This window comes from Roseibium sp. (genome assembly GCF_965276855.1).
Taxonomy (GTDB): domain Bacteria; phylum Pseudomonadota; class Alphaproteobacteria; order Rhizobiales; family Stappiaceae; genus Roseibium.
This window is the reverse complement of sequence record NZ_OZ255700.1, coordinates 3638522-3656890: the sequence shown is the minus strand read 5'-3', so window position 1 is coordinate 3656890 and position 18369 is coordinate 3638522. Positions and strand designations below refer to the sequence as shown.

The window sequence follows — 18369 nt, the reverse complement described above, 5'->3', positions numbered from 1 at the left end:
AGACGGCATTGAAACGCTGGTGCTTGGGCAGGATTGTCAATCACCAGCTTACTTCCTCAAACACGCCGGCATCCCACCCAGGAAAGCTATCCAACTTCTCTTCTCGAGCGGCAAGAGCAATGCGAAGTATTGCAAAGTACTTTTACGCGCGAAAATTTCGTGATTAAAATCGCTTAAGCAAACGAAAACACTACCAATGCCGGGAAACGGGAATGGGCGAGAAAAAAATACGGAACATGGAGGAATTCGCGGCGGTTAGCGGCATCTCGCGACCGACGCTGTCCAAGTTCTTCCACGATCCGGATAGCGTACGCGCTTCAACACGCAACCGGATCGAAGAAGCGCTTGAGGTCTATGATTATCGGCCAAACATTTTCGCGATGAACCAGAACCGCAAGCTAACCAAAAATGTCGGTATTGTGGTCCCTTTCCTTGCCGACCCGTTCTTCACGGAAATAGCAAGGAAGTTGGAGCAACGCTGTCTAGAGGCCGGGTTTCACCCAACCCTTTATAGTGCCCACGGCCAACAGCAGCTTGAGAATGAAATCCTTGATAGCCTTCGATCTTTGAAACCGGCCGGGGTCCTACTCGCACCGCTCGGCCGGGCGTCAGACAAGCTGTCCGTTGAAAAATTCTGCCAGGATGTTCCGACAGTTCTGTTCGACAGCAACATCGAAGGCATCGGAGAAGCCTTTGTGGGATCTGACAATTTCAGCTTTGTCTCCCAGACTGTCGACTATCTTACCCGAACGGGTGAGCCACCAAGTTTCTTTGAAATGCGCACACCGGCCAACCCGAACGCCAACAAACGGCGGGCGGCATATGAACAGCTGATGGCCGAGCGCAATCTCGAACCGCGCATTCTGAAGATCGAGGGTGAGGGCTGGGCGTTTGAACAAATCGGGCGCGATGGTGCGCTTCGCATTTTGGAAACCGGCGGGTTTCCGACAAACACCGTGTTGTGCAGCAATGACCGGTTGGCGATCGGCTTGCTGTCCGCCTGTTATGAGAAAGGCTTGCGGGTCGGGCGCGGCGCTGGCTGCGCCATGAGGGTCGCCTCTCATGACGACCACCCATTTTCAAAGTTCACCTGCCCGTCCTTAACGACGGCCGCCCATGATTACGACAGCGTTTCGGACCATGCCTTTAAAACCCTCAACAATCTCATAGAAGCTGGCGGGCGGTTTGCCAGCCGTGAAGAAACCGTCTTTTCAGCGCGCTTGGTCTTACGCAGTTCTGCATAGCAGGAATTTTACGCGCGTAAATTTTTTATTGACTCGCCGTTACGGTAGCGCTTAGGGTTGGGCCAACATCCAGCCAAGGGAGGAGATCGGATGTACATAAAGAACGCACTTTGTGCGACGACTGCGCTTGTCGTTTTGACCGCAGCTGCAGCGCAAGCAGAAACACTCACCATCGCTACTGTGAACAACGGTGACATGATCCGCATGCAGGGTTACACTGACGATTTCACTGCAAAGACTGGCCATACCGTCGAGTGGGTCACTTTGGAGGAAAACGTACTGCGTCAGCGCGTGACCACGGACATTTCAACAAAGGGCGGCGCTTTCGACATCATGACCATTGGCATGTACGAAACGCCAATCTGGGGTGCCAACGGCTGGCTCGTTCCACTCGACGATCTCTCCGAAGAATATGATGCCGCTGACATCCTGCCCGCCATGGCTGGTGGTCTGAGCCACGACGGAACGCTTTATGCCGCTCCGTTTTATGGCGAAAGCTCCATGATCATGTACCGTACAGACCTGATGGCCAAAGCCGGTCTGGAAATGCCAGACGCGCCGACTTGGGATTTCGTTAGAGAAGCGGCTGCGGCTATGACCGACCGTGACAACGAAATCAACGGCATCTGCCTTCGCGGCAAGGCTGGTTGGGGTGAAGGCGGCGCTTTCATCACTGCGATGTCGAACTCGTTCGGTGCACGTTGGTTTGACATGGACTGGAACGCTCAGTTCGATACCGAACAATGGGCCAATACGCTGAACTTTTACAAAGACATGATGGATGCCTCCGGTCCTCCAGGCTATGCGACCAACGGCTTTAATGAAAACCTGTCGCTCTTCCAGCAGGGCAAATGCGGCATGTGGATTGATGCCACGGTGGCAGCATCCTTTGTAACAAATCCGAACGACTCGACCGTGGCTGACTCTGTCGGCTTCGCTTTGGCCCCTGATACAGGGCTTGGCAAACGTTCGAACTGGCTGTGGGCCTGGGCGCTGGCAATTCCTGCCGGGACTCAAAAGGAAGCAGCTGCAAAAGAGTTCATCGAATGGGCTACGTCCAAATCCTACATTGAACTCGTAGCTGCCAAAGAAGGTTGGGCCAACGTTCCTCCAGGTGCACGGACGTCTCTGTACGAGACCCCAGAGTATCAGGCCGTACCGTTCGCCAAGATGACCCTGGACTCAATCCTGTCAGCTGATCCGAACAACTCGACCGTCGAACCGAGCCCATACGTTGGCATCCAGTTCGCCGCAATCCCGGAGTTTGCCGGTATCGCGACTGAAGTGAGCCAGGAGTTCTCGGCTGCCTATGCAGGTCAACAGACCGTCGAAGAGGCATTGGCCAAAGCTCAAGCTCTGACCAACGATGCAATGGAAGCCGCCGGCTACCGATAAGCTCGCACTAACTTCCAGTTCCGGAGGGCGGGTTCGCCCGTCCTTCGGCCTCCTTCTGCCATTTCATTTTGAAGATATATTTCGAGACGGACCCGCGTCCGTCAACAGAGGAGATGTGTCATGGCCACTCAGCAATCACGTTCTGCCGCCCGGATGATGATGGCACCAGCAGTCGTTCTGCTCTTGGGCTGGATGCTGATCCCGTTGTGCATGACGCTGTTCTTTTCCTTCAAGAAATACCTGCCACTGCGCGGTGACTCCATGGCCAACGGGTTGGAGTGGGTCGGATTTACCAACTATGTAAGGTTCGTGAGTTCAAGCTCGTTTTGGCCCAGCATTCAGACCACGTTGATCATTGTCGGAGGCGTTCTAGTCATAACAATTGCCTTGGGAATTGCATTGGCGATCTTGCTGGATCAGCCAATGTGGGGTCAGGGCGTTGTCCGAATTCTGGTTATTGCGCCCTTCTTCGTGATGCCGACCGTATCCGCGCTGGTCTGGAAAAACATGTTCATGGATCCGGTCAACGGCATCCTTGCACATCTCTGGAAGTTTTTTGGCGCCGAACCGATACAATGGTTGAGCCAGGCGTCCCTGCCATCGCTGATCATGATCGTCTCCTGGCAGTGGCTGCCATTCGCGACGCTGATCTTGCTGACTGCTATTCAGTCTCTCGATAGCGAGCAGCTAGAGGCCGCTGAAATGGACGGCGCCCCAGTCCACAAACGCTTCTTTTTCATCGTTCTTCCGCATCTGGCGCGGGCGATCACCATCGTGACCTTGATCCAGACCATCTTTTTGCTGGCGATTTTCGCGGAAATCTTCGTCACCACGGGCGGTGCCTTTGGCACCAAGACTTTGTCTTACCTGATCTTCCAGCGGGTACTGGAAAGCCAGAACGTTGGTCTCGGCTCTGCAGGTGGTGTCTACGCCATTATCCTCGCCAATATCGTTGCGATCTTCCTGATGCGCATCGTCGGCAAAAACCTTGACGCGTGAGGAGTAATCAAATGGCCCGCGCAGTTACAACAAACCGGAAAATGATCAACACAGCCGTCGCCTGGTTGATAGGTTTGCTGATTTTCTTTCCGATCCTCTGGACGATCCTCACCAGCTTCAAGACTGAAGCGCAAGCAATCGCCGATCCGCCGATATTTTTGTTCTTTGATTGGACCTTGGAGAACTATTCGGTGGTACAGGAGCGCTCGAACTATATGCGTTTCCTCTGGAACTCCATATTCCTGGCGGGCGGCTCCACGATTTTGGGGCTTATCATTGCAGTTCCGGCGGCTTGGTCGATGGCCTTCGTGCCGTCGAAACGCACCAAGGACATCTTGTTGTGGATGCTGTCCACCAAGATGTTGCCGGCAGTTGGCGTGCTTTACCCGATCTACCTGCTCTTCATCCAGTTGGGTCTTCTTGACAGCCGCATCGGACTGACGATCGTCCTGATGCTGATCAACCTGCCGATCATAGTCTGGATGCTTTACACGTATTTCAAGGAAATCCCGGGCGAGATCCTGGAAGCCGCCCGGATGGATGGCGCGGGACTGAAGGAAGAACTCCTCTACATTCTCACCCCGATGGCCATACCAGGCATCGCTTCGACCATGTTGTTGAACTTCATCCTGGCCTGGAACGAAGCCTTCTGGACGCTGAACCTGACGGCCGTCAATGCGGCACCTTTGACGGCGTTTATCGCCAGCTATTCGAGCCCCGAGGGCCTGTTTTTCGCCAAACTCAGCGCGGCCTCGACCATGGCGATCGCCCCCATCCTGATCCTTGGCTGGTTCAGCCAAAAACAACTCGTTCGCGGCCTGACTTTCGGCGCGGTTAAGTAGGGAACACTGTCATGGGACAAATCACACTCAAGCAGGTGACCAAGAGGTTCGGCAACGTCGAAGTCATTCCCTCGCTCGATCTCGAAATCGGGGATGGAGAATTCACGGTCTTTGTCGGCCCATCCGGATGCGGCAAGTCCACATTGCTCCGGCTGATTGCCGGTCTGGAAGACATCACCTCCGGACAGATCCTGATCGACGGGCAGGATGCGACCAGCGTCCCACCGGCGAAGCGGGGTCTGGCGATGGTCTTCCAATCCTATGCGCTTTATCCGCATATGTCGGTCCGCAAGAACATTGCGTTTCCCCTGCGCATGGCAAAGCTCGACAAGGCCGAACAAGACCGCAGGGTCGAACAGGCCGCCGCAGTCCTGAACCTTACCGATTATCTTGACCGGCGTCCCGGACAACTCTCCGGCGGGCAGCGCCAGCGCGTTGCAATCGGCCGGGCAATTGTCCGCGAACCATCCGCTTTCCTCTTTGACGAACCCTTGTCGAACCTTGATGCGGCCCTGCGGGTTGGCATGCGGCTGGAAATCTCCGAACTGCACGAACGTCTCAAGACGACGATGATTTACGTCACCCACGATCAGGTCGAAGCCATGACCATGGCGGACAAGATAGTTGTTTTGCGCGCCGGGAACATCGAGCAGGTCGGATCTCCGCTTGAGCTTTACAAAAATCCGCGCAACCAGTTTGTAGCCGGGTTCATCGGCTCACCGAAAATGAACTTCATTGAAGGCGAAGAGGCCGCCAAACACGGTGCCCACACCATTGGCATTCGGCCGGAACATATTTCGGTTTCCGAGACTGAAGGCATGTGGTCCGGCGTTGTGAGTGTCTCGGAACATCTCGGCTCCGATACCTTCTTTCATGTTCACAATACCGGACTGGCGGACAGCATAACGGTGCGGGCCGATGGAGAAGTCGGATTCCGTCATGGAGACCGGATCCATATGACCCCACGCGACGATGTCATTCACAGGTTTGATGCTAGCGGTTTGAGGCTCCCATGAAGCGGCTCGTTGGAAAAACCGCACTGATCACCGGCGCCGCCCGCGGCATCGGGCTCGCCTTTGCAAAGGCCTATGTCGCTGAAGGCGCGAAGGTGGCCATTGCGGACATTGACAGCGCCCGAGCCCATCAGGCGGCAGCCGACCTGGGACCGGCAGCCATCGCCGTAGAAATGGATGTTACCCGGCAGGAAAGTATCGATACGGCTGTCAGCGAGACTGTGTCGCAACTCGGCCAAATCGATATCTTGATCAACAACGCTGCGATTTTCTCAGCGGCGCCCGTCGTCGACATTGATCGCGCTGACTTCGCTAGCGTTTTTGACATCAATGTCGCCGGAACCCTGTTCACGCTGCAGGCGGTGGCCAGGCATATGATTGAGCGCGGCGGCGGTGGCAAGATTATCAATATGGCGAGCCAGGCAGGCCGCCGGGGCGAGCCGCTGGTCGCGGTTTACTGTGCGAGCAAAGCCGCCATCATCAGCCTAACCCAGTCCGCGGCCCTCAATCTGATCGAGCATGGCATCAATGTGAACGCGATCGCGCCGGGTGTTGTCGACGGCGAGCACTGGGATGGCGTCGATGCGTTTTTCGCCAAATATGAGAACAAGGCGCCCGGCCAAAAGAAAAAGGAAGTTGGCGAAGCTGTCCCCTATGGCCGGATGGGAACGGCAGACGACCTGACCGGCATGGCCGTGTTTCTTGCCAGTGATGACGCCAACTACATCCTCGCGCAGACCTACAATGTGGATGGCGGTCAATGGATGAGCTGATCCCTCTTTCAGATGCGACGTTGACTGCGATACCGTCCAAGGTCACCAAGCCAGGATACGATCGCTCTGCCCTGACACCTGGAATTGTCCACGTCGGCGTTGGCAATTTCCATAGAGCTCATCAGGCTGTCTATCTGGATCGGCTATTTGACAAGGGAGTGGATCACGACTGGGCGATCATCGGGGCCGGCATCAAGCCGTATGACGCTGCGATGCGGAAAAAGCTCGCCGATCAGGACTGGTATTCAACGATCATTGAACTCGACCCTGAAGGTTTTGAGGCCCGTGTTACAGGTGCCATGATCGATTTTGCTAAGATCGAACCCGAAGCTCTTTTAGCAGTGCTGATCCGGCCGGAGATAAGGATCGTGTCACTGACCATCACCGAAGGCGGTTATTATGTTGATGCGCAGACCGGTGGGTTCGACGTCAAGCACCCGGACATCAAGAATGACATAAATAACTTGGGCACACCTGAGACGATTTTTGGGCTCCTTATCAGCGCTCTCAGGTTGCGCAAAGATGGCGGCCTGGCGCCGTTCACTATTATGTCCTGCGACAACCTTCCGGAAAACGGAAAGGTCGCAAAACAGGCTGTGGTTGGACTGGCGCAAGAACTTGCCCCTGAGCTCGTTGATTGGATCAAGGCAAATGTCGCCTTTCCGAGCAGCATGGTGGATTGCATTACACCTGCGACTACGGACCAGATGAAAGCACTTGTCAAAGACGAATTTTGCATTGTGGATCAAGCTCCTGTGGCCTGCGAGCCCTTCCGGCAATGGGTGATGGAGGATGACTTTTCTGCAGGCCGGCCCAGGCTGGAAGAGGTTGGCGTCGAATTTGTGGAAGATGTCGCGCCCTTCGAATTGATGAAGCTGCGGATCCTCAACGGCGGCCATGCGGCTATCGCCTATCCTTCAGCTCTTTTAGGGCATGAGGCCGTCCACCAAGCCATGGCCGACCCGGATATTTCCGGTTGGCTCACCACACTTATGCGGACCAATGTAATCCCGATTGTCCCGCCACCGCCTGGGGTCGACCTGGACGTTTATCTCCAGACTTGTGTTGGCCGCTTTTCCAATCACGCTGTAGACGACCGCATCAACCGCCTCTGCCTTGATGGATCGAACCGGCAACCGAAGTTCGTTTTGCCATCTATTACGGACGCACTGCGCGTCGGACGCCCCATAAACGGTCTTGCTCTGGAAGTTGCGTTCTGGTGCCGTTACTGCGCGGCGACGGCCGACGGCACGCTTTCAATCCCACTTGAAGATGAACGCTGTGCCCAACTTCAAGAGGCCGCCCTCAAAACACGATCAGACCCGATGGCCTTCCTTCAATTGACAGAAGTTTTTGGCCCATTAAGCCAACACACTCACTTTCAAAATGCTTTCAAGGAAGCCGTGAGCATGGTTTGGGAAGTCGGGGTTCGGCACACGCTTCAGCGTTATTTGCAAAAAGAAGGCACATGCCAGCCTTGAGGCTTTGCTGAGATTTCAATAGCGTCCCGTCGAGTGAGTTGATGGGGGCCGATATCGCGACCAAACAAAACAACGCAAACAAAACAGCGCAACAGACGAAAAGTAACCGGACGCGCGGCATTATCCTGTCGTCTGCCGTAGAGATTCTTGTCGAAAAGGGTTTGCCGAAAACTACAACCCTGGAAGTCCAGAAACGCGCTGGTGTCAGTCGTGGCGCGCTTCTGCACCATTTCCCCACACACGCCGATCTGTTGTCCATGACGATCAGCCGGTTGATTGAATTCAATGAGAACGCGGTCTGGAGCGAAGCTGAAAAGCTCAAAGATATAGCCGACCCACTCACAAGATCTGTACGCACCCTGGCCAACGCCTACGCACACCCTTCCTTTGTTGCAGAACTTGAACTCTGGATTGCCGCCCGCGCGGACCCAGCGCTCCGCACCGCTCTCAGATCTGCAGAACAAGATGCCATCGCAGACCGCGATCGCGTCCTCACACAGCTTTTTGAGGGTCTGCTTGATCAGCCTGGAGCCGAGAAGGCAATCGGTTTGACGATCGAATTTATCCGGGGCCTCACCATTTCCTCTCTGCTGAGGAATGACCAAACCCTCCGAAATCAATTGATCGAAGACTGGATTGAGACCCTCAGAAACCTGCTGGCAACAGATCGCACATAGCCGGTTAGATCCAAAACTGAAATAAACGGTCAACGTTGACTGTTTTTATCTCAGTTGCAAATATGAAACCTGCTCTACGGTCTTGGGAGGAGGATCACATGCCCGCGTTTTCAACACTGAGTATTGACCTGTGTCCGGGAAATGAACGTGTTGCCAGGCTGCTGTTGAACCGGCCGGAGCGGTTCAATGCAATCAACGATAACACCCCCCGGGAAATCCGCGCAGCTGTCGAGTGGGCTGAAAACAACAGCGACGTCCATGTCATCATTGTCGAGGGCGCGGGCAAAGGCTTTTGCGGTGGTTACGACCTGACACACTATGCCGAAAGTGACGCGGACCATCCGTGCCAACAGGAAAGCGATCCCTGGGATCCGATGGTCGATTATGCGGTGATGAAGCGGAACACCGAAGACTTCATGTCCCTCTGGCGTTGCAGAAAACCCACGATTGCCAAAGTCCACGGCGCCGCCGTTGCCGGTGGCAGTGACATTGCGTTGTGCTGCGATTTGCTTGTCATGGCAGAGGATGCGCGCATCGGCTATATGCCGACCCGCGTCTGGGGATGCCCGACCACTGCAATGTGGACATACCGCCTTGGCCCTGCACGGGCCAAGCAACTGATGTTCACCGGTGACCTGATCACAGGTACGACGGCTGCAGAATGGGGACTGGCAAACATTTCTTGTCCGGCGGATGAGGTGGATGAAAAAACAAACGTGCTCGCGGCGCGGATCGCAGGTGTTCCAGCCGGCCACCTCGCCATGCACAAAATGGTCGTCAATCAGATCATGCTGACCATGGGACTTGAACAAGCTCAGATGTCGGCAACGATCTTTGACGGCATCACCCGGCACAATCCGGAAGGCCTGTGGTTCCGCCGCTACGCACAAACAGAAGGTTTCAAGGCGGCCATAGACTGGCGTGATAGCGGCCGTCCGATCCCGGAAGGCGATGAGGCGCGAGCGCTCATCCGTGAAATGGATCAAAAACTGCAGGCCCGATAGCTGACGTGGCTCAACGCGCTCCAATTGGCAAGGTGAACGTCCAAGAGGCTTTTTTGGCGGCCGCCGGGATCGCGGGATAAGGCGCAGCACGTTGCACGGACTTGAGGGCTGCCTGGTCGAAGGTTTTGTTTCCAGAAGATCTGACAAGACGCACGCCAGTTACACCGCCATTGGCTTTAACCGTGAAACGGACGTGTGCGTCCTTGGCCAACCGCCCAAGGCTGCGCGGCGTGCGTACGGAGCGCAGCACCTTGCGATGGACCTTGGCCGGATAGTTGGTGACCTCGGAATTCCCGGCGGCCTTTGCTTTCCCTTTGCGCGCTGATCCCCCCTCTTGCGCCGTTCGATTGGATTGCCCCCCCGCACCTGCACGGCGTGCCGTATGCGCCTTTTCCTTTTTCTTTTTCGTAGATCTTTCTGCTGTTTGCTTTGCAGGAATTTTCTGTCCCTTGGCAACCTGCGTCTTTGGCGGCGAAGGTTTCCGGCGGGGCGATGCAACAACGGTTTCAGAGGGCTCAACCGGCTTTGCCAGTTCCGCCGGAGTTACCACCTCGAGTACCGGATCAACTTCTTTTATGGTCTGCGTGTCGTTTGCCGGGACTGCTTTGACAGAGTCCTTTGGACCCGTTGCAACATGGTTCTGTGGCGGCGCTACCTCCGGGGCCACAGCATCGGCCGGCGAATTTTCGAGAACGGTCGCCTCGGTGATTTCAGCAACTGGTTTCTGTTCGGTCACCGCTTGAAAGTTGCCATTTACCTCTGCGATCGGAACTGCCTGTACCGCCGGCACACTGTCAGCCGGTGGTGCTGAAGCCACCGTCGTCGCGGAAAAAGGTTCAGGCGGTGGTACGACCTCAGCTACGGGGACAGACTGAACCGGAGCTGCCTTTTCGACTGCTGGTTCGGCCGTTGGAGAGGCTTCGACCTGCGGCTTTGAACCTGCTGAGATTGTGCTAAAGAGGGCGTTCCCAAGCGTGATCGTGATCGTCTCGCCTGCCCCGGCAACCTCTAATTCGGGTTTGGCCTTGAGAGTCAGGGCGACCGCGCCGACATGAATTGCCAGGGACGCACAGATCGCAATCCCGAGCGCGTTTCGAATGGAGCTCATGGGTCTGCCTTGCGGGTGACAATCAGCACCTTGACCGCCCCCGCCGCGTAGAGCGCCGTGACACGGTTTAGCAGTTTATCGGCTGGCAATGCTGCATCTGCGCCCAAAAGCACAATCCCATCTCTGGTCGGGGCCTGGAGCTCCAGAAATGCTTCTGCACTAATCTCGTCGTCTCGATAGACCAGGGTTCCATCGGCCCGAGCGTAAAGCGCATCAGGCGGCGGCAAAGGCGGTGCCTCCTCAGACTTTGACAGGTCGACCTGTCCGTCCAAAGGCGGAGCCAATTGTCCGGCGACCAGGAAGAAGATCAGCATCAAGAACACGATGTTGATCAATGAGATCGTGGTCTCAAGCGGCCGCTTCTCGGATTTCCGGGGCAAAGTGATCATTTGGGCCCTGCAACAGTGATGTTCAGCCCGGACACAGATTTTAGATCCGACATGACTGTCACAAGCCGCTGCGTACTGCTCGATCCTTGAATGTAAACAAAAAGGCTGTCGTTACCGGTCTCAGTGAGAGCAGAGACTTCAGCTGCAAGGTCGTCTTGCGCGACAATTGTCCCATTGAGACGCAAACGATCTGGCTCGACCATCAAAATCGCCTTTGGCAAGGCCTTCGATCCGCCTGCAGCTGCAGGCGCACCAACTTCCACTTGCCCAAACTGCGTGAACGTCGATGACAGCATGAAGAACAACAGCAAGAGGAAAATCACGTCCACCAAGGGAGTGAGTGAGATTGCACGATGTTTTTTGGGAAGTTGTTCAACGCGCATGGGAGAGCGCAGCTCCTGCCGGCAGACCTTCCGATTGCTCAATACCGCGATCTATGGAGGGCAGAAGCAAGGCGGATGTCAGTGTCTCAATCGCGACCCGTTCTGCTTCAAGCCGCCCCTCCAGCCAGGTCACCACCAGCGACACAGGCATTGCAACGGCGAGCCCGGCTGCCGTGGTCATGAGGGCAACCCAAATTCCACCGGCAAGCGCGGATGGGTCAACGTTGCTACCCGCAGATTGCAATGCTTGAAAGGCCTCGATCATGCCAAGCACCGTCCCGAATAGACCAATGAGTGGTGCGACTTGTGCAATGGCCTCAAGGGCACGAACACCCTTTGCAAAGTGGTGCAAGTCACCGGCCGCCTGGACCCCGACCCGCTCCTCTATTTCCGATTTGGTGTTCCGGCTTTCTAGGAGCTTGCAGGCAGTCAGGACGGCCTTGTCAGCCGCACTTTTCGGCACACCGATCGCCGCGAGTGCGTCCCCTGGCCTGTGTGCCAACCAAAGCTTTACCCCTGCCTTGGCACGGCGGCTCGACCCGACACCCAAAACCAAAAACTCAAACGCTTTGACCAGGATTAAAGCCAAAGCGATCACTGACAATCCAGCAATGACGGTAACCACGGGCCCGCCAAGCTGAAGAAACGATGCGATTTGATGAGTTAGCTCTGAGATCATGCCTTCAACCTTTCTAGAGTGAGCCCAGCTCAACATCTTCAGCAACAATTCGTCGACCGGAAATGCTGAGCTGGCCAACAGTTACCTCACCAGCTGATTTCCTTGTTCAGGGTGAGTTTGAAGGTCCGGCCGCGGCCTCTGTCGCCGGCCAGATTGTTTTGGTATGACTTGTCAAAGATGTTCTCGACCGCCGCCCGCAGCTCCATGCCGGCAAAGTGACCTTCCTGGGGCTTCCAGCTGGCGAAGACATCGTGAACGGCATAGCCGGCAAAGGGCCCTGCGGTCGCGCCAGTGTCGATGCTGGCTGCAAAGAGGCCGCGCCATCCAAAATCAAGATCATACTGGGGCACACGTCCGCCCAGCGTCACGGCAAGCGTGTCTGCCGGAATGGACGTCAGCGTTTCGCCGGTAGCCTTGTCTTCGCCCCGGACAATGCTGAAGGCGACGGTGCTGTAAACGTACTCGGAGTTATAAGCTGCCTCCATCTCGACACCATAGATCTCCGCCTCATCGATATTGACGTAGTAGCGGACCGGCGTGGTCTGGCCCCGGTCGGGATTGGTCGAAATCAGGTCTTTCAGGTCGTTGTAGAAGGCCGTGGTCTTCAGCTGCAGACCGTCGCCGTCCTGAACAAGATCATAGGCTGATACGGAAAACCCGGCTTCAACGGCGTTCGACTGTTCCTTGTCAAGATTCAGACTCGCAAGCCGGCCGCCCGGATACGTGCTTGTGGCACCGGATGTGGAGAACATCTCATCCAAAGTCGGGGCACGTTCGGTATGGGCAACCGATCCGAAAATGGAGAACGTGTCGTTGAACTTGTAGAGCGCAGCAAGTTTTGGCGAGAAAGCAACCTCGGACTGATCCGACGCGCCTACAATCATACTGTCTGGCGATAGATTGATCGAATCCACACGCACACCAGGAATGAGGGTCAACCGGTCCTGCCAAATGAATTCGTCCTGTACGTAAACCCCAATCTTGGTATCTGTGCCTTCCGGATGAAATCCGATGGCACCGCTTCTCGTCTGTGCCGTGCGCTCTTGATAAGAGAGCTGGGTCCCGACAGTCAGGAAGTTCTCAAAAGCTGATCCGGAATGCTCAAATGTGTTCTCGACCTTTCCCTGCCAAGTACGATAACCGTACTTTCCATCTTCAAAGAGCTGAGATGGTGAAAACGCCCCGAGCGACGAGTTTTTCTGCTCAACTTGTGTATCCGAAAAGGACAGGTTTACGGCCAGGTCGAGATAGGGATTGTCGCTCGCCGGATTTTCATAATTCAGGACCACAGTCTGGTCGGTGATATCCCGATCGATAGTACCGAAACCTGCAGTGTTGGTTTGTGAGTATTGGGTATCGTCGGCGTCGCTTTGCCAGCGTTGGTAAGACAGGCGAACAGCCTGTTCCTTGTCCTCGCCGAAATGGTGCACAACCTTGGCTAGACCAGAGAACGAAGAAAATGCTGATCCGGGGATTTCAATCCCGTGTCCATCCTCAATGTCATTCGACTTGCGGAAGAGGCCATTCACCAGAAACTCAGTGTTTTCTGAAAGGCGCACCGCGCCAACAGCCGAGGTCATGAAGCCCCACTTGTTGGAGTCGTACATGCCCTTCAGCCGCAAGACAGCTGTATCTTCCGCTTTCAGAAAGTCGCTCGGATCCTTGGTGGTGAAGTTGATCACGCCACCCAGAGCACCCGCACCGTAAAGCGTCGATGAAGCCGGACCTCGCAACACCTCAACCTGCTTGTAGAGCTCTGGGTCGGAGAAGAAGGACCCGAGCCGATATTGCTCGTAAAACTTGGTCGCACCATCCACGGTCACAATGATTTTGGACTCATCGGACGACGCGAGATCGCCGATCCCGCGAATGTTGAAAGACTGCCCGCCGATGCGATCACTGCCGATGACCGTCACGCCCGGAATGTCCCGGAACAACTCGCCGATCGTCGCTGCCTGTTCGTTGTCAATCGCGTCCTGATCCAGAACCGTCACCGCTTGCGGTGTATCAATTGCAACTTTCTCAACACCTGTTCCAAGAACGATACGCTGGAGTGGCGTTGCCACTTCATCTTGTGCAAACGCCGCCCCACCAAAAGCAAACATCCACAGTGCAACACCGCCCAATAGATCGGCGCGAAGGGTATTTCTGAGCCCCATAAATTTCTCCAAGAGTGCGCGTTTTCGCGTCCTTTTATGCTGTCTGCCAAACAGCATTTTTAACTTGAGTCAGTGACTCAGGTATTGCGTTCACTATAAAACATGAGTAGTGGAGTCAAGTATGAGTCTGAGCCTGAATCGAAAAAGAACTTCTTTGGAAAGGTTCTAATTTTTGAAACAGAGACAAACACTTAGTGATGCCACCACAATCAAGACGGGCCCGATGGATCGAACGTCTATGGCAAAGGAAGAGGAAATTCAGATGACGGCAGATGGCTTAGAAAGCGCCTCTCGACCCACTGCAGCCGAGATCAGAAAAGCCCGTGCGCACGCACCCAAAATGCGGGAAAGGGATCTGGCGCGGACAATTGGCATTTCCGAAGCTGAACTGGTTGCGAGCTTCGTTGGTCATGGCACCAGTCGGATTGATCCAAAGTTCGACGATCTTTTTGCCGGGCTTCAAAATGTTGGGCCCGTTATGGCTCTCACGCGGAACAAAAGCGCCGTGCATGAGAAGATCGGCGAGTTTGAAAAATTCATAAATGGGAAGCGCGCCGCACTCATACTGGGAGAGCAAATCGACACGCGTATGTTTCCTGCAAATTGGGTCCACGGATTTGCCGTTGAAAAAAGAGAGGGCGAGGATGTCCGTCGCTCCCTGCAATTCTTTGATGCCCATGGCGATGCGGTCCAAAAAATCCATGCTCGGCCAGAGACAAACAAAGACGCTTGGGATCAACTCGTCGCGCTTCTAACGCTTCCAGATCAACAGCCAGAGATCTTGCCGGATGTAACACCGGCTCCGGTCTTTTCACGAAAATTGCCGACTGTTCACGCCGAGATGCAACTCCGCGACCGCTGGCAATCCATGACAGATCCCCACCAGTTCCATGGTATTTTGAAAGACCTCGAACTGGACCGGTTAAGTGCCTTTGAACTTGCCGGTGAAAGCTGGGCATGGCCACTCGATAAAGGTTCAGTTCCAGCTCTTCTGCGCCTGGCAGCCTCAGAGCAAATCCCGATCATGTGCTTCGTTGGCAACCGCGGATGCATCCAGATCCACTCGGGCCAAATCGCAAATGTCCTGGAAAAGGGACCATGGATCAACATCATGGACCAGACGTTCCATCTGCATCTTCGAACCGACCACATTCATGATGTCTGGGCCGTTCGAAAACCCGCAGATGTCGGGCATGTAACGTCAATTGAAGCTTATGACAGCGACGGCCAGCAAATCATTCAGTTCTTCGGAGTGCGCGGCGAAGGAAATGCCGAACGATCCGACTGGCGCGGGCTTGCCGAAAACCTCCCAAAACTCGATCACGCTATCACGCTAGGAGCCGCCGAATGATCACCAGACTTCGTTCCCTTTACCTTGAGTGCCTGGCCGCGACGCTCCTTACTGCGACCGCACTTGTCCTAACACTGCATCCACTCTCAGCAGGAGAGGCTTCGAATCGTATCGTGGCCGTTGGTGGATCTGTAACCGAAGTGGTGTTTGCACTCGAAGAGCAGCACCGCCTCGTCGCAAGAGACTCAACCAGTGTTCATCCGCAAGAAGCCCATGACTTGCCAGACATTGGCTATATCCGCGCCCTGTCTCCAGAAGGAGTTCTTTCGGTTAATCCCGATCTTCTATTGATGCTGGATGGCAGCGGCCCGCAGGAGGCGGTCGACGTTTTGGAGAAATCAGGGATCGTAATTGCCAAAATTCCGAACGAATTCACGCCAGAAGGTATCGTAGCCAAAATACGGACTGTTGGTGCGGTCCTTGGCGTTCCGGATAAAGCAAACGTCCTCGCTCAGAAGACTGAAGCCGACCTCCAAACTGCGCAAGAACATGCCGCCGGCCGGAATGAAAACGTCCGCGTCCTGTTTGTTTTGTCGACGCGCGGTGGGCGGATCATGGCAGGTGGAGCTGATACAGCGGCCAACGGGATTATCACCCTGGCCGGCGCAATGAACGCAGTCAACGAATTCTCCGGCTACAAACAGCTCAGCGACGAGGCGATCCTGAGCGCGATGCCGGACGTCGTCTTGATGATGGATCGGGAAGGTGATCACAGCGCATCGGCAGTTGACCTCTTCTCTCACCCAGCTCTTGCGCAAACACCTGCGGGCAAGGCCAACCGTCTCTTAAAGATGCCTGGAGACTACCTTCTCGGCTTCGGACCACGCACCGCAAATGCCATTCAGGATCTTGCTCAGAACCTTTCTGAAATACGGAGTTAGGCGGGATGACCGATGCGTCTTTGCCGCGGCAAGAGGGTGGACTGGCCACCATTTTTGGGCTCACGGCCTTGAAACACGGAGACCGGGCAAGCGTTGCCCGTTGGGTGATTGCAGCACTCGCTGCTCTGTTGATCGCAACGATGATCGGCAGCTTGGCGACAGGGCCCATCTTGGTTCCGGTATTCGACCTTTTACCTCATATCCCGAGCCATCTGGCGGATCCGTCCGCGCCGCTGCCGGAGACGGTTTCCCTACGGGATTGGATCGTTGTGATGGACATCCGTTTGCCAAGGATCACGCTCGGCGCGCTGATCGGTGCGGCGCTCGCGGTCTCCGGCGCAGTGATGCAGGGATTGTTTCGCAATCCGTTAGCAGATCCGGGAATTGTCGGCGTGTCTGCAGGGGCTGGTTTAGGCGCTGCTCTGTTCATCGTTTTGGGCAATGCCGTGCTGGCACCAGCCATGGTGGTCCTCGGCATCTATGCAATCCCGTTTGCCGCGTTTGCAGGCGGCCTGATCAACACTTTGCTGCTCTACCGGATTGGCACAAGGGGCGGCTTTACGTCCGTTGCCACACTCCTGCTCGCCGGCATCGCTCTTGGCGCATTGACCGGTGCGATCACCGGCCTTCTCGTCTATGTGGCCGACGACAATCAGCTGCGCGACTTGCAATTTTGGGGGCTTGGCTCGCTTGCCGGAGCAAACTGGGAAAAAGTGGCATCAGCTGCGCCGATTATCCTGACCATGCTCTTGGCGACCCCCTTCCTTGCCAAAGGCCTCAATGCGCTGACACTGGGCGAAGCAGCCGCCGCTCACATTGGTATCCGGGTTCAGCGGCTGAAAAACATCAGCATTATTCTGGTCGCAGCGGCGACCGGTGCATCGGTCGCTGTGAGCGGCGGGATCGGATTTATCGGGATCGTCGTGCCACATCTGTTGCGGCTATCGATTGGTCCGGATCACAAATTCCTCCTGCCCGCAGCCGCGCTGCTTGGAGCTATCCTGCTAATTGGCGCAGACACTCTGGCGCGGACAATCGTTGCCCCAGCTGAACTGCCGATCGGAATCATCACCGCCTTTGTAGGCGCACCATTCTTCCTTTGGATCTTGCTGCGGAACAGAGGATTGACGGGCTTATGACCAACACTTCAATCCTCGCTGAAGAATTACTCACCTCTGCCCAAGCCTTGGACATCAGGGACGTGCAGATCACCTTGGGTAGCAGCTGCATTGTAAACGATATGTCCTTCAGTGCGCACGCTGGAGAGCTGTTGGCCATCATCGGACCCAGCGGGTCGGGCAAGACCACACTGTTAAAGGCCATCACAGGAGAACGGCCTTACTCCGGCAGCATTCAGCTGGGCGGATATGAGATTGCGAGCCTTTCACCGGAAGCTCAAGCGTTGGCACGGGGCGTCTTGCCCCAAGCGAGCCACTTGTCGTTTCCGCTCACCGTTTCGGAAGTTATTGGCCTTGGCATTCTTGACCGAAGGCAAGGCCGCCTTGCGCGAGCGCACCGTATTGCAGAAGCCTTGGCCCTTGTGGGCCTATCAGGTTTCGAAGGCCGCACATATCAGGACTTGTCTGGCGGTGAACAGCAACGGTCGCAATTAGCCCGTGTACTCTGCCAGGTTTGGGAACCGGTCGCGGCAAATGGAACACCGCGCTGGCTGTTTCTGGACGAGCCGGTGTCGAGCCTCGACATCAAGCATCAGTATCAGATCATGAAACTTGCTAAAGACTATGCCCGGCGCGGAGGCGGTGTGGTCGCGGTGATGCATGACCTGAACCTGACGGCCGCCTTTGCAGATAAGATCCTTGTCATGAAAAACGGGTTGAAGGTGCAGCACGGCCCGTTGGAGAGTGTCTTTTTGGAAAAGACCCTCACCCCAGCCTTCGAGATACCGCTCGCCGTCACTAGGGATGACGAAAACGGCCTCCGAGTCCTGCCGAGATTTTCTGCCGATCATTCCAAGAGCTGAGCGAACCGCT

18 protein-coding genes are annotated in these 18369 nt (G+C 55.6%); 13 read left to right on the top strand and 5 right to left on the bottom strand.

The features are described from left to right. Nucleotides 1-212: 212 nt before the first annotated feature. The 9 genes from ACQY4Z_RS16895 (at nt 213) to ACQY4Z_RS16855 (ending at nt 9428) form a co-directional block, all read left to right on the top strand. Entirely contained in the window at nt 213-1244 is a 1032-nt protein-coding gene (locus ACQY4Z_RS16895) for a LacI family DNA-binding transcriptional regulator (RefSeq protein ID WP_428523160.1), read from the top strand. Nucleotides 1245-1334: 90 nt separating this feature from the next. Further along, nucleotides 1335-2639: an ABC transporter substrate-binding protein gene (locus ACQY4Z_RS16890; protein ID WP_133953215.1), complete on the top strand. Its 1305-nt coding sequence runs from the start codon at nt 1335-1337 to the stop codon at nt 2637-2639. 120 nt (nt 2640-2759) lie between these two features. Beyond that, nucleotides 2760-3638 carry a carbohydrate ABC transporter permease gene (locus tag ACQY4Z_RS16885; protein ID WP_133953213.1) on the top strand — a complete coding sequence of 293 codons (879 nt, stop codon included), beginning with the start codon at nt 2760-2762 and terminating at the stop codon, nt 3636-3638. A gap of 11 nt (nt 3639-3649) precedes the next feature. Next, complete coding sequence (locus ACQY4Z_RS16880; RefSeq protein ID WP_133953211.1) at nt 3650-4480, top strand: carbohydrate ABC transporter permease; 831 nt, start codon at nt 3650-3652, stop codon at nt 4478-4480. Between the two features lie 11 nt (nt 4481-4491). Further along, nucleotides 4492-5496 carry an ABC transporter ATP-binding protein gene (locus tag ACQY4Z_RS16875; protein ID WP_428523156.1) on the top strand — a complete coding sequence of 335 codons (1005 nt, stop codon included), beginning with the start codon at nt 4492-4494 and terminating at the stop codon, nt 5494-5496. After that, nucleotides 5493-6266 carry an L-iditol 2-dehydrogenase gene (locus tag ACQY4Z_RS16870; protein ID WP_428523154.1) on the top strand — a complete coding sequence of 258 codons (774 nt, stop codon included), beginning with the start codon at nt 5493-5495 and terminating at the stop codon, nt 6264-6266. Before ACQY4Z_RS16875 ends, ACQY4Z_RS16870 begins: the two co-directional genes overlap by 4 nt. Then, nucleotides 6254-7747 carry a mannitol dehydrogenase family protein gene (locus ACQY4Z_RS16865; RefSeq protein ID WP_428523152.1) on the top strand — a complete coding sequence of 498 codons (1494 nt, stop codon included), beginning with the start codon at nt 6254-6256 and terminating at the stop codon, nt 7745-7747. The genes ACQY4Z_RS16870 and ACQY4Z_RS16865 overlap by 13 nt, the downstream gene beginning before the upstream one ends. 41 nt (nt 7748-7788) lie before the next feature. Then, entirely contained in the window at nt 7789-8424 is a 636-nt protein-coding gene (locus ACQY4Z_RS16860; protein ID WP_428523150.1) for a TetR/AcrR family transcriptional regulator, read from the top strand. A 98-nt stretch (nt 8425-8522) separates the two neighbouring features. Continuing rightward, on the top strand, nt 8523-9428 hold the full coding sequence (locus ACQY4Z_RS16855; RefSeq protein WP_428523148.1) for a crotonase/enoyl-CoA hydratase family protein: 906 nt from the start codon (nt 8523-8525) through the stop codon (nt 9426-9428). Nucleotides 9429-9438: 10 nt separating this feature from the next. On the opposite strand, the gene ACQY4Z_RS16850 is transcribed toward ACQY4Z_RS16855, so the two are convergent. Genes ACQY4Z_RS16850 through ACQY4Z_RS16830 form a run of 5 tightly spaced genes read right to left on the bottom strand, consistent with a single transcriptional unit; the run spans nt 9439 to nt 14146 of the window. Next, nucleotides 9439-10536 carry a TonB family protein gene (locus ACQY4Z_RS16850; protein WP_428523146.1) on the bottom strand — a complete coding sequence of 366 codons (1098 nt, stop codon included), beginning with the start codon at nt 10534-10536 and terminating at the stop codon, nt 9439-9441. After that, nucleotides 10533-10925 (bottom strand): ExbD/TolR family protein, encoded by a 393-nt coding sequence (locus tag ACQY4Z_RS16845; protein WP_428523144.1) that lies wholly within the window; start codon nt 10923-10925, stop codon nt 10533-10535. The genes ACQY4Z_RS16850 and ACQY4Z_RS16845 overlap by 4 nt, the downstream gene beginning before the upstream one ends. Further along, nucleotides 10922-11308: an ExbD/TolR family protein gene (locus ACQY4Z_RS16840; protein ID WP_428523142.1), complete on the bottom strand. Its 387-nt coding sequence runs from the start codon at nt 11306-11308 to the stop codon at nt 10922-10924. The genes ACQY4Z_RS16845 and ACQY4Z_RS16840 overlap by 4 nt, the downstream gene beginning before the upstream one ends. Next, nucleotides 11298-12065, bottom strand: a complete 768-nt coding sequence (locus ACQY4Z_RS16835) for a MotA/TolQ/ExbB proton channel family protein (RefSeq protein ID WP_428523140.1) — start codon at nt 12063-12065, stop codon at nt 11298-11300. The genes ACQY4Z_RS16840 and ACQY4Z_RS16835 overlap by 11 nt, the downstream gene beginning before the upstream one ends. Before the next feature lie 8 nt (nt 12066-12073). After that, a complete protein-coding gene (locus ACQY4Z_RS16830; RefSeq protein ID WP_428523138.1) occupies nt 12074-14146 on the bottom strand; it encodes a TonB-dependent receptor domain-containing protein in 2073 nt (690 codons plus the stop codon). A gap of 223 nt (nt 14147-14369) precedes the next feature. On the opposite strand from ACQY4Z_RS16830, the gene ACQY4Z_RS16825 reads away from it, so the two are divergent. The 4 genes from ACQY4Z_RS16825 to ACQY4Z_RS16810 are packed head-to-tail and all read left to right on the top strand — an operon-like array spanning nt 14370 to nt 18359. After that, the gene (locus ACQY4Z_RS16825) at nt 14370-15497 is read left to right on the top strand and encodes a hemin-degrading factor (protein ID WP_428523136.1); all 1128 of its coding nucleotides are present in this window, start codon (nt 14370-14372) and stop codon (nt 15495-15497) included. Then, on the top strand, nt 15494-16378 hold the full coding sequence (locus ACQY4Z_RS16820) for a heme/hemin ABC transporter substrate-binding protein (RefSeq protein ID WP_428523134.1): 885 nt from the start codon (nt 15494-15496) through the stop codon (nt 16376-16378). The genes ACQY4Z_RS16825 and ACQY4Z_RS16820 overlap by 4 nt, the downstream gene beginning before the upstream one ends. 5 nt (nt 16379-16383) lie before the next feature. After that, a complete protein-coding gene (locus tag ACQY4Z_RS16815; protein WP_428523132.1) occupies nt 16384-17517 on the top strand; it encodes a FecCD family ABC transporter permease in 1134 nt (377 codons plus the stop codon). Further along, nucleotides 17514-18359 carry a heme ABC transporter ATP-binding protein gene (locus tag ACQY4Z_RS16810; RefSeq protein WP_428523130.1) on the top strand — a complete coding sequence of 282 codons (846 nt, stop codon included), beginning with the start codon at nt 17514-17516 and terminating at the stop codon, nt 18357-18359. The genes ACQY4Z_RS16815 and ACQY4Z_RS16810 overlap by 4 nt, the downstream gene beginning before the upstream one ends. Nucleotides 18360-18369: the final 10 nt, after the last annotated feature.

Coding starts and splice junctions, on each gene's coding strand:
- ACQY4Z_RS16895 (WP_428523160.1), top strand. CDS start 213: ATGGGCGAGAAAAAAATACGGAACATGGAGGAATTCGCGGCGGTTAGC.
- ACQY4Z_RS16890 (WP_133953215.1), top strand. CDS start 1,335: ATGTACATAAAGAACGCACTTTGTGCGACGACTGCGCTTGTCGTTTTG.
- ACQY4Z_RS16885 (WP_133953213.1), top strand. CDS start 2,760: ATGGCCACTCAGCAATCACGTTCTGCCGCCCGGATGATGATGGCACCA.
- ACQY4Z_RS16880 (WP_133953211.1), top strand. CDS start 3,650: ATGGCCCGCGCAGTTACAACAAACCGGAAAATGATCAACACAGCCGTC.
- ACQY4Z_RS16875 (WP_428523156.1), top strand. CDS start 4,492: ATGGGACAAATCACACTCAAGCAGGTGACCAAGAGGTTCGGCAACGTC.
- ACQY4Z_RS16870 (WP_428523154.1), top strand. CDS start 5,493: ATGAAGCGGCTCGTTGGAAAAACCGCACTGATCACCGGCGCCGCCCGC.
- ACQY4Z_RS16865 (WP_428523152.1), top strand. CDS start 6,254: ATGGATGAGCTGATCCCTCTTTCAGATGCGACGTTGACTGCGATACCG.
- ACQY4Z_RS16860 (WP_428523150.1), top strand. CDS start 7,789: ATGGGGGCCGATATCGCGACCAAACAAAACAACGCAAACAAAACAGCG.
- ACQY4Z_RS16855 (WP_428523148.1), top strand. CDS start 8,523: ATGCCCGCGTTTTCAACACTGAGTATTGACCTGTGTCCGGGAAATGAA.
- ACQY4Z_RS16850 (WP_428523146.1), bottom strand. CDS start 10,536: ATGAGCTCCATTCGAAACGCGCTCGGGATTGCGATCTGTGCGTCCCTG.
- ACQY4Z_RS16845 (WP_428523144.1), bottom strand. CDS start 10,925: ATGATCACTTTGCCCCGGAAATCCGAGAAGCGGCCGCTTGAGACCACG.
- ACQY4Z_RS16840 (WP_428523142.1), bottom strand. CDS start 11,308: ATGCGCGTTGAACAACTTCCCAAAAAACATCGTGCAATCTCACTCACT.
- ACQY4Z_RS16830 (WP_428523138.1), bottom strand. CDS start 14,146: ATGGGGCTCAGAAATACCCTTCGCGCCGATCTATTGGGCGGTGTTGCA.
- ACQY4Z_RS16825 (WP_428523136.1), top strand. CDS start 14,370: ATGGATCGAACGTCTATGGCAAAGGAAGAGGAAATTCAGATGACGGCA.
- ACQY4Z_RS16820 (WP_428523134.1), top strand. CDS start 15,494: ATGATCACCAGACTTCGTTCCCTTTACCTTGAGTGCCTGGCCGCGACG.
- ACQY4Z_RS16815 (WP_428523132.1), top strand. CDS start 16,384: ATGACCGATGCGTCTTTGCCGCGGCAAGAGGGTGGACTGGCCACCATT.
- ACQY4Z_RS16810 (WP_428523130.1), top strand. CDS start 17,514: ATGACCAACACTTCAATCCTCGCTGAAGAATTACTCACCTCTGCCCAA.